Genomic DNA, 9,897 nt, shown 5'->3' on the forward strand with positions numbered 1-9,897 from the left:
ATGACTGACAACCGCCATTCCAGCATCGGCATCCATGGCCTGCACGCCCATGAAGGCGCCCAGGGAATCCACCGCCTGCGCCTGCTCAAGCGCACCCGTAACGTGGCGCTGCTGGGGCTTGCGGTGCTCGGGGCCGGCCTCGCCGGCGTCGCTGTCCATCGCTCGGCTACCGCCCGCGATCTGGCCTTGGCGGCGGATGTTCACGCCGCTCGCCATGTGAGCGTGGTCTCGCCGAAGGACAGCAGCAGCGAGAATGTCCTGAGCTTGCCCGGTACCTTGCAGGGGTATACCGAGGCGCCGATCTACGCGCGGATCAGCGGCTACCTGGCTGCCTGGTACAAGGACATCGGTGACAGCGTGAAGCAGGGCGAACTACTGGCCCGCATCGACACACCGGAAGTGGCCCAGCAACTGGTCGAGGCCAAGCAGGCGCATGCCCAGGCCGTGGCTGCATTGGCGCTGGCGAAGAGCTCGGTGGAGCGCTGGGAGGCGCTGCGCAAGCTGGATTCCGTGTCCCAGCAGGAACTGGAAGAACGTCGCAACGCCTACGCCCAGGCCACCGCCGCCAATGCCCTCACGGCCGCGACGGTGCAGCGCCTGCAGAAGCAGCTCGACTACAACCAGGTGGTAGCGCCGTTTGCTGGCGTGATCACCAAGCGTACGGTGGACGTGGGCAACCTCATTGATGCGGGTGGCAGCAGCAAGCAGCTCTTTGTGCTGACCCTCAGCGACCCGTTGCGCATCTACGTGCAGGTGCCCCAGGGTTTCACCCGGCGCGTGAAGCCCGGTGACAGCGCCAGCGTAACGCTGGCTGAGTGGCCGGGTCGGGTGTTCACCGGCAGCATCGTGCGCACCGCCAAGGCCATCGATACCGCCAGCCGTACGCTGCAGGTGGAGATCAACCTCCCCAACCCCAAGGGCGAACTGCTGCCCGGCGCCTACGCGCGGGTGGACATCAAGGCCCCGGCGACGGCTGGTGAGCCGAGCTTCCGGGTGCCCAGCAATACCTTGCTGTTCCGCCCGGAAGGGCCGCGGGTGGCGGTGGTCGGCAGCGACGGTAAGGTGCATCTGCAGCCGGTCACCATCAAGCGTGAACTGGGGGTGGAGGTGGAGTTGGGCAGCGGTGTGAAGGCCGACGATAGGATCGTGCTAAATCCGGCCGACTCCCTGGCCGAGGGGGATGCGGTGGTCGTTGCGTCGAAGGCCGAGAAGAAGCTCGAGGCGAAGAAGGCTGGATAAGCCCGCAGGTTCTGTGTCCTGAAGAACAAACCACGGGCCACGGACCTCGATTTCAGTTACCTCAGCCAGCCCGGCAGCCCGGTGGCCAGCCACGGCAGCCAGGAAATTGCCAGCGCGCCAAGGAAGATCGCCAGCAGGGCTGGCAGTACCGAGACCGCGACCTCGCGGATCGGCTTGGCGAACATCGCCGACGCGAAAAAGATGTTCATGCCGGCCGGCGGACACAGAAAACCCATCTCCATCACGGCCAGGAAGATCACCCCGAAGTGCACCGGGTCGATGCCGTAGCTGATCGCCACCGGCAGCAGCAGCGGCACCAGCACGACGATGGCGGCGTAGATCTCCATCAGCGCCCCGGCGAGGAACAGGAACACGTTGAGCGCCACCAGGAAGGCGAACTTGTTCGGCAGCGTCTGTTGCACCCATTCCACGGCAGCGTCCGGAATGCCGGCGTCCACCAGGTAGTTGGTGAGGCCCAGCGCCATGCCGAGGATCAGCATCACGCCGCCGATGACTTGCGCGCAGTCGGCCAGGCAGCGGCGCAGCAGCGCCCAGTCCAGTTCCCGGTGGGCGATGGCCTGGGTGAGGATTGCGTAGGCGGCAGTGAGGGCCGCGCTCTCGGTGGGCGTCGCGACGCCGCTGACCAGGGAGCCGATGGCCACCAGCGGGGCGAGGATCTCCCAGCGTGCGGCCCATGCTGCGGACAGTGCGGTGCGGGCATCGGGCCGGGGCTGTTTCGTTTCCGCGTCCGTAGCGATGCCGCCTCGACGCAGGTAGCCGCCGACCAGCAGAAGGGAGGCGACCATCACCAGTGCTGGGACGATGCCGGCCAGGAACATGGTGTTGATCGGCACGCGGGCGATGATCGCGTACATGATCAACGGCACCGACGGCGCCAGCAGCACACCCAGCGCACTGGCGCTGGTCACCAGGCTGATGCCCTTGCGTTCCGGAAAGCCGGCGTCCCGCAAGAGCGGCAGCAGCAGTCCGCCAAGCGCCAGGATGGTGACGCCGCTGCCGCCGGTGAAAGCAGTGAAGAAGGAACACAACAGCGCCGCGGCGATGGCCGTGCCAGTGACGCCGCCACCGAAGCAGGCGGTGAACAGCGTGCCGAGGCGACCTGCCGCGCCGCTGCGTGCGAAGACCAGGCCGGCCAGCGTGAACAGCGGCAGCGCTGGTAGGGACGGATTGACGGTGATCTGGTAATGGCTGAGGGGCACGGAAGCCAGCGGCTGGCCTTCCGACCAGAACAGGGCCAGCGCCAGGCCGCCCAGGATGGTGAAGATCGGCGCGCCAGCCAGCAGGGCCAGCACCAGCCACAGGGCAAGCGGTGCGAGGGGCAGGGTGGCATCGTTGAAATGGCGGGCGAAGATGAAGCCGGTGGCGGTCAGCGCTACGCCGAGCAGCAGGCTGGCGATCCGGTAGCGGGAGCAGCGGCTGCCCAGCTTGAGGCCGAGCAGCACGAAGCCGGCAGGCATCAGCGCCTGCACGCCCCACACCGGAATACCGTAGGCCAGCTCACGGCCGGCTTCCAGTTCGCTGGTCACGAAGTTCCAGCTGGCGCTGCCGAGCATGCCGCACAGCACGGAGGCGCTGCCCTTGGCAAACGCCGTCGATGCTGCGCGTACCAGCGGATTGCGTGCGGTGGCGAAGCCGTTGCCGAGGCTGGTCAGGTGCCCGCCCCGCTCGGCGAGGAGCGCTCCGAACATGGCCAGCGCGAGGCCCAGGTGCTGGACCAGCAGCGGCGCATTGTCGATGCCCTTGCCGTGCAGCGGGCGCAGCGCGATCTCCACCAGCGGGATCAGGGTCATCAGTGCCAGCGCCGCGGAGGCGATGGCTTCGTCGAAGGAGAGCAGGCGGCGCATGGGAGAGATGGCTGCTCGTCAGCGCTTGCCGGCCCGGTAGGTCTTCAGCAGCGCGAACACTTCGTCGAAGGTGTCTGCCGGCACCATCTTGCCGCGGATGCGCGGGTAGAGCTTGTCGGCCAGATCGTTCCATTCCTTCATCTGCTCGGGGTTGGGCTTGTGCACCTGCAGGCCGCGCTTCTTCATGGCTTCGACGGCCTCGTCCACTTCCTGGCGGGCCTTGGTGCGCATCTGCAGGCCGGCCTTGGCGCCGGCGCTGCGCAGGGCCTCCTGGGCAGCGGGGCTCATTTCGTCCCAGCTTTTCTTGGTGACCACCAGCGCGCCGACGATCGGCGCCCAGTTGATGTCGAGCATGTGCGGGGCGGTGTTATAGACCTGGCTGGCCAGCGCGAAGTAGGGGGTGGCGGGCACTGCGTTGATCATGCCGGTCTGGATGGACGGCAGGATGTCGGAGGTTTCCAGCGGCACCGGTGTGTAGCCGAGGCTCTTCATGATCTCCTGCTGCTCCGATTCGCCGGCCCAGGCGAAGAACTTCATCTTCTTGTAGTCGTCGGGGCGCAGGGCCGGCTCTTTGGAGAAGAAGCGGACCCAGCCGGCGTCGCCCCAGGCGAGTACGACGAAGCCCTTGTCGAGGAATTTCTTTTCCATGCCGGCGCGCATCTTCTCGCGCACGTAGTCCACCTCTTCCCAGCTGCGGAACAGCAGCGGCATGTTCTGCAACGCGGCGATGGACGGCTCGATCTCGCGCAGGCCGACGACCGACAGCAGGGCGCCCTGCAACTGACCGATGCGCATTCGGCGGGCCATGTCGGTTTCACCGCCCTGGCTGCCGTCAGGGTAGATCACGTACTTCGCGCCGTCGCCTTGGGCGTTGCGCCAGGCCTCGCCGACTTCCATCAGCTGGCGGTGGTAGAGGGAGTTCTTGGGGGCGAGGGTGCCGATGCGCAGCTGGCCGGCGGCCATGGCGTTGGCGCCGAGGAGGAGTCCGACGGCGAGGGCGGCAAGGCGGCTGAACTTGAACATGGGGTGTCTTTCCGTATGGTGAGGGCGCCCGGAGGGCGCCGTGGGCCCCGGATGGCAAGGGCCAGCTTTAGAACAGGTCGTCGGCCGATTCGATCAGCCAGCGCGCGCGGCGGCGCATGACTTCGTTCGACAGGGCCAGCGGACTGCCCGGCGGGTCCTGGATGGCGACGGCTTGGTGGAGCAGCTCGAGGAAGGCCGCCTTGTCTCCGGCTGGTTGGGCGATGCCCTCGGCCTTGCCGACGAAGGCGCCGGCATTGCGGCCGTTGCCGAGGCGCAGGGCCTCTTCGAAATAGGCGAGGGCCTGCTCGCGGCTGCCGCCGGGGCGGGCGACCTCGAACGTGCCCATCAGGCCGGCCAGGCTGCCCTCGCCGAAGCTGGGGGCGGTGTGCCAGGCAAGTTGGGCCAGCGCGATGGCGACGGGTAGGTCGGCGACCGTGTCGGGATCGTCCTTGGATAGGGAGATCAGGCCACCCCAAGAGGCGGCGCCCCAGTAGGCGAGGGCGACGTGTTCGGGGGGGAGCCGCAGGGCAGCGCGCTGGGCCGGGTCGGCCAGGCGCTGGCGTAAGCCGGGCTGGGTTTTTTCGAGGGCGGCGAGGGCGTGGTCGCGGCCGCGCCGGTAAAGGCGGGCGGCGCGCTCGCGCAGGCGCTGGGCCGCCTTGGTGTCGGTTGCGTCGAGGCGGTCGGCCTCGAAGGCCACGAAGGCGTAGGCATACTGGGTGAAGCCACCTGCGACGGCAGCGGCCAGCGGGGCGTGGTCGGGCTGCTGCTGCAGCACCGATTCGGACAGCTTGAGGTAGAAGGCGCTGGCATCGCGGGCCAGTTCCAGGTCATCCTCGCTGGACTGGCCCTGGGCTGCCAGCTGGTCGGCAACGCCACGGACGATCAGCTGGGTCGGCGAACAGGCGCTCAGTGTGACAGCGAGCAGGAGATGAGCAACAAGGCGCGCCAGTCGGGCTGGCGTGGCGGTGATCGGCATGGAAGGGCGTGGGTCTGGTGGTCCGGCGCTTCGGGCCGCAAGCCCGAGACGCCGAAAAGATAGCCCGTCAATGTTGCATGGGCGTGACCACCGGGCGCACGCAGGAACATGCCGAAGGGATCAGCGGATCAGCTCGGCGAGCTTTGCCTTGGGGACGTTGAGGAAGCTGCCGATGGCGGCTAGGTGTTCGTTGTGATCCTTGAGCTGGATCAGTTGCGGTTCCAGAACGTGCATGTCGAAGTGCCCGGGCCGGCTGCCATACTGCTGCACCGAGTAGCCCCAGGTGATACCGGTGTTGAACAGGCGGCCTATCGGGCCGTCGAGTTCGACCACGTAGTTGGCGAACTTGGTGTTGGTGAGTCCGGTGAATACGCCCCGCTCGAAGTTGCCGTTGATTTCCCGCGGTGTGTCGATCAGCCAGCATTCGTTCTCACCGAGCTGACGCATCTCCTGGCCGGCATAGGTGGCCGAGTGCCCACCGATCTTCACCCCGTCACTGCCGTAAAGGCACTGCTCGAGAACGATGGCGGTGTCGTCCTCGGGATAGCGCTTGTCGATGTTCCACTCGCCAACGACGGTGTGGGCGAACAGCTGGGTGCGGGGCAGGATCAGCTGGAGCAGTCCCAGTTTGTGCTCGTGGCCTCCCTGGCGGGCGAAGCGGATCCGGAAGTCCGCGCCGTACTGCACAGCGACGCCGGCCTCATGGGGATTGAGTTCGCGGGTGACGTAAGGCGTGATGTCGAGTGTGAAGTGATCGAGCTGGTAGTGCGCCAGCTCTCCGTAGTTGCTCATGGCCGTACCTTTCATGCTTGGGTAGGGGCAATAATGCCCTGCGATGCAGCCGGACCGCTCTGTGAATTCTCTCCCTCCGCGATCCGCCTGCATCAATATATAAATAGCATTTTTTGGCACGGCCGGGGGAATCAGTCGAGCAGATCTGAATATTCCTTTTGCACGTAGCCGTCGAGACGGGTCCACGGCAGCCGAGCGGGCATGGCCTCGCGGGTCGCGATCAGCGTGCTGCGACTGGTGCCCGCCGGGTTGGCCGATTCGATGCGACGCGGGTACTGCTCCTTCTCGTCCCACAACACCTGGACGCGGGTCTGTGCGGTACCGCCCTCGTACCAGCGGGTGCCGGCCGGCGCGCTGCGGTTGCTGGCCTTCATCCGCTTGAGCTGCTCCGGATCGAGCAACTGGTTTGCGGTGGTCCATTTGCCGTCGAAGCCGATGTTGGCGTAATCCACCGGGGCGATGTCGACGATCATCTTCTCGTACCCATTGACGATGCGCACGCGCAGCTTGCCGTCCTCGCCGAGCTGCACCCAGCGGGCGGCGGCCGAGGTGTCCATGTGCTTGTGGCCCTTATCGCCGGCCTTGTGGTCCTCGGCTTCGTGAGCGTGCGGAGGCAGGATGCGCTCGACCCAGCTCTGTTTGTCGCGGCGGACCAGGCGTTCGCCGAAGCGCACGATGCGGGTCACGCCGTCGGCGCCGAGGGTGGTGATGTCGTGTTCCACCTTGAGGGCCAGGTCACCGGCGACGGCGGGGGCTGCGATGAGAATGCCCAGCAGGGCGGGAAGAAGTCGTTTCATATCGGTTTGCAATGAAGGGGGTGTTGCAGGGGTGAAATGAAAAAAGCCCGACCTGGAAAGGTCGGGCGAATAGGGGCCGGATTTCGGTCCAGGGATGCCCCTTGGGATGGCTCGATCGGGATCAGAGGCCGAGGGCGGACTTCACCAGGCTGAAGACCTTGGTGTTGACCATGGTGCCCTTGAAGCCGGCGTTGCCGGCGCCGCCGGCGAACAACATCACGTCGCCACCGCCGTGGGTTTCGTTGCCGACGGAGCCAAGGTTGACGCCGACTTCCTGGATGTAGTCGTCGGCGCTGGTGTCCACATTGGTCAGATCGTCGCGGACCGCCTTGCGGGGGCCGCCGCCGTTGCCGAATACCAGTGCGGTGTAGGGCTTGCTGTCGGCGGCGTTGGCCAGTACCGGCTTGCCCTGCACGGTGGTCTGTTTGATGTCGGTGACCTTGCCCAGGATGGGGTTGCCCTTGTGGGCGTAGCCGTTGATGGTCATCGTGTGATCGTGGTCGGCGGTGACGACGATCAGCGTGTTCTTCAGGTCCACCAGGCCGAGGGCGCGCTTGATGGCGTCGTCGAAGGCGATGGTGTCTTCCAGCGCGCGCTTGGCGTTGGTGCCGTGCAGCGCGTGGTCGATACGGCCGCCTTCGACCATCAGAAAGTAACCCTTGCTGTTCTTCTGCAGGATCTTGATGGCCTTCTCGGTCATGTCGGCGAGGCTGGGCTCGTCGATGTTGTTGGCGGCCTTGGCGCGATCCAGCTCGTAGTTGAGGTGGTCCTTGTTGAACAGGCCGACCAGCTTGCCGGTGGATGCCGGGTCGATGGCCTTGAAGGCGGTACCGGTGTTCACGTAGGTGTAGCCGGCGGTCTTCAGCAGGGCGGTGAGGTCCTGGCCGTCGGTGCGCTTGCCGCCGGCGGCGGTGGGCAGGAAAAACTTGGAGCCACCGCCGAGCAGCACATCCACACCGCTGCCGAGGGCCGCGTTGAACTTGCCGGAGCCCGGCACCACCTGGGCGGCGATGTCGTTCTCGCCGTCGCGATGGCAGATGTGGGAATAAGTGGCGGCCGGGGTGGCGTGGGTGATGCGGGTCGTGGTCACGGCGCCGACCGATTTGCCGGCGGCCTTGGACAGTTCCAGCAGGGTCGGCACGGCGGTGCCGTTGCCGGTGGCCGGGCAGGTGCTGTCGCCGGTGGCGCTGTTCACATACGGGGTGGCGCCGTTGTAGGCCTTGGTGTCGGCGCTCATCGACAGCACTTCGTTGTTCATCTTCACGCCGGTCATGTAGGCGGCCATCGACGGCGCGGAGTCGGTGGTCTGGGCGTCGTTGGAGTAGGTCTTGATGCGCGCAGTGCGCTTCAGAGTCTCCATCGTCAGCTGCCCGGCTTCGCCGTATTTGTAGATGCGGCTGGCGGTAACGCTGGTTGGGCCCATGCCGTCGCCGAGGAAGAAGATGACGTTGGTGGCCTCGCCAGCGGCGAAGGCGGAGGAGGTGGCGCCGATCAGGGCGATGGCGGCCGCGCAGGTCTTGAAGTGGGTTTTCATCGTGGGTGAGCTCCGCTTACAGGCCGACCGACTGGCGGATCAGGTTGAAGACTTCGGTGTTGGTGATGACGCCGGTGAACTTGTCCGCACCGCGGCCGATGGCGCCGAGGAATACGTCGGTGCCGCCGTGGGTTTCGCTGCCGGCGGCCATTGGGATTGCGGCTTCCTGGTGGTAGCTCTTGTCGGCGACCTGCGCATCGGTGAGGGCCGTGCGGGTGGCCGGGCGGTTTTCGCCGTTGCCGAAGCCGATGATGGTGAAGGGGTTGCCGGAGCTGTCCAGGTTCAGGGCGCCGGTGACGAAGTTCTTCAGCAGGCCGAGCACGCCGGGGTTGCTGGCAGTGGTGGCGCCGGTGCGGGCGGCATAGCCGTTCAGCACGATGGTGTGGTCGTGGTCGGCGGTGACGACGATCAGGGTGTTCTTCAGGTCGGCGTCGACGGTCTTCATCTTGGCGATGGCGGTCTTGATCGCCTCATCGAAGGCCACGGTGTCCTGCAGCGCCTTCTTGGCGGTGGTCTCGTGCAGGGCGTGGTCGATGCGACCGCCTTCCACCATCAGAAAGAAGCCCTTGTCGTTCTTCGACAGGATGTCGATGGCCTTGGTGGTCATCTCGGCCAGGCTGGGCTCGACGGCCGGGTCGCGGTCGAGGTCGTAGCTCATGTGGCTGCTGGTGAACAGGCCCACCAGCTTCTTGGTGGAACTGGCCGCGGCGGCGTCGAACTCGGTCTTGTTCTTGACGTAGGTGTAGCCCTTGGTCACGAACTCGGCGGTGAGGTCGCGGCCGTCGGTGCGCTTGCCACCGGCGGAGGCGGGCAGGAAGAACTGGCGGCCACCGCCGAGGAGGACGTCCACGCCGTCGCCGAGGGCCGTGTTGTAGCCGGCGCCGCCGGGCACGGCCTGGGCAGCGATGGTGTTTTCGGCGTCCCGGTGGCAGACGTGGGAGTAGGTGACGGCCGGGGTGGCGTGGGTGATGCGGGTGGTAGTCACTGCACCGGTGCCCCAACCCGCGGCCTTGGCCAGTTCGAGCAGGGTGGTGACGGCCTTGCCGTTGCCGGTGGTCGGACAGGTGCTGTCGGTGCCGTTCAGATAGTCCTTGCCGGTGGCGTCGAAGGCCGAGGTCTCCGCCGACATGGAGATGACTTCATTGTTCATCTTCACGCCGGTCATGTAGGCCGCCATCGACGGGGCGGAGTCGGTGACCTGCGCGTTGTTCGAATAGGTCTTGACGAAGGCGGTCTCGGGCAGCGTGTCGATGGTTAGATCGCCGTCCTCGCCGACCTTGTAGATGCGCGCGGCGGTCAGGGTGTTGATGCCCATGCCGTCGCCGAGGAAGAAGATGACGTTCTTCGGCGCGTCATGGCTGCTGCTGTTGCCACCACAGCCGGCGAGGAGTGCCGTGGCTGCTGCGACGGCGAGGAAGACGGGTTTCAACATGCTGCGGAAGCCTCCGAGGGAAAGGGATTTGTCAAAGACGGCAAATATGGCAGTGATGTATTGCGATTACATTAAAGCCAGGTGATTGCTTCAGGGCCGGGATGCCGCTTGTAGGGGCGAATTCATTCGCTCTCTGCACGCCAATCGGGTACGCGGGCGAATGAATTCGCCCCCACGGAGGCAACCCCACGGAGGCAACCCCACGGAGGCAACCCCACGGAGGCAACCCCACGGAGGCA

At 66.2% G+C, this 9,897-nt stretch carries 8 protein-coding genes; 1 reads left to right on the top strand and 7 read right to left on the bottom strand.

The window, feature by feature from the left end; all coding sequences use genetic code 11:
• Positions 1 to 1,239, top strand: a complete 1,239-nt coding sequence (locus ACE3RX_RS11685) for an efflux RND transporter periplasmic adaptor subunit (RefSeq protein WP_374483594.1) — start codon at positions 1 to 3, stop codon at positions 1,237 to 1,239.
• A 56-nt stretch (positions 1,240 to 1,295) separates the two neighbouring features.
• Here ACE3RX_RS11685 and ACE3RX_RS11690 read toward each other — a convergent pair whose 3' ends face one another.
• From ACE3RX_RS11690 to ACE3RX_RS11720, 7 genes are all read right to left on the bottom strand, one after another.
• Positions 1,296 to 3,104 carry a TRAP transporter large permease subunit gene (locus ACE3RX_RS11690; RefSeq protein WP_374483596.1) on the bottom strand — a complete coding sequence of 603 codons (1,809 nt, stop codon included), beginning with the start codon at positions 3,102 to 3,104 and terminating at the stop codon, positions 1,296 to 1,298.
• Between the two features lie 18 nt (positions 3,105 to 3,122).
• Positions 3,123 to 4,127: a TRAP transporter substrate-binding protein DctP gene (gene dctP / locus ACE3RX_RS11695; RefSeq protein WP_374483598.1), complete on the bottom strand. Its 1,005-nt coding sequence runs from the start codon at positions 4,125 to 4,127 to the stop codon at positions 3,123 to 3,125.
• Between the two features lie 67 nt (positions 4,128 to 4,194).
• Positions 4,195 to 5,103, bottom strand: a complete 909-nt coding sequence (locus ACE3RX_RS11700; RefSeq protein WP_374483600.1) for a TRAP transporter TatT component family protein — start codon at positions 5,101 to 5,103, stop codon at positions 4,195 to 4,197.
• Positions 5,104 to 5,223: 120 nt separating this feature from the next.
• A complete protein-coding gene (locus ACE3RX_RS11705; protein WP_374483602.1) occupies positions 5,224 to 5,895 on the bottom strand; it encodes a hypothetical protein in 672 nt (223 codons plus the stop codon).
• Positions 5,896 to 6,026: 131 nt separating this feature from the next.
• Positions 6,027 to 6,692 carry a hypothetical protein gene (locus ACE3RX_RS11710; RefSeq protein ID WP_374483604.1) on the bottom strand — a complete coding sequence of 222 codons (666 nt, stop codon included), beginning with the start codon at positions 6,690 to 6,692 and terminating at the stop codon, positions 6,027 to 6,029.
• 121 nt (positions 6,693 to 6,813) lie between these two features.
• Positions 6,814 to 8,226 carry an alkaline phosphatase gene (locus tag ACE3RX_RS11715; protein WP_374483606.1) on the bottom strand — a complete coding sequence of 471 codons (1,413 nt, stop codon included), beginning with the start codon at positions 8,224 to 8,226 and terminating at the stop codon, positions 6,814 to 6,816.
• Between the two features lie 16 nt (positions 8,227 to 8,242).
• Positions 8,243 to 9,658, bottom strand: coding sequence for an alkaline phosphatase (locus ACE3RX_RS11720; protein WP_374483608.1), 1,416 nt, complete (start codon positions 9,656 to 9,658; stop codon positions 8,243 to 8,245).
• Positions 9,659 to 9,897 lie beyond the last annotated feature (239 nt).

Source organism: Zoogloea sp. (assembly GCF_041914405.1).
Lineage (GTDB): Bacteria > Pseudomonadota > Gammaproteobacteria > Burkholderiales > Rhodocyclaceae > Zoogloea.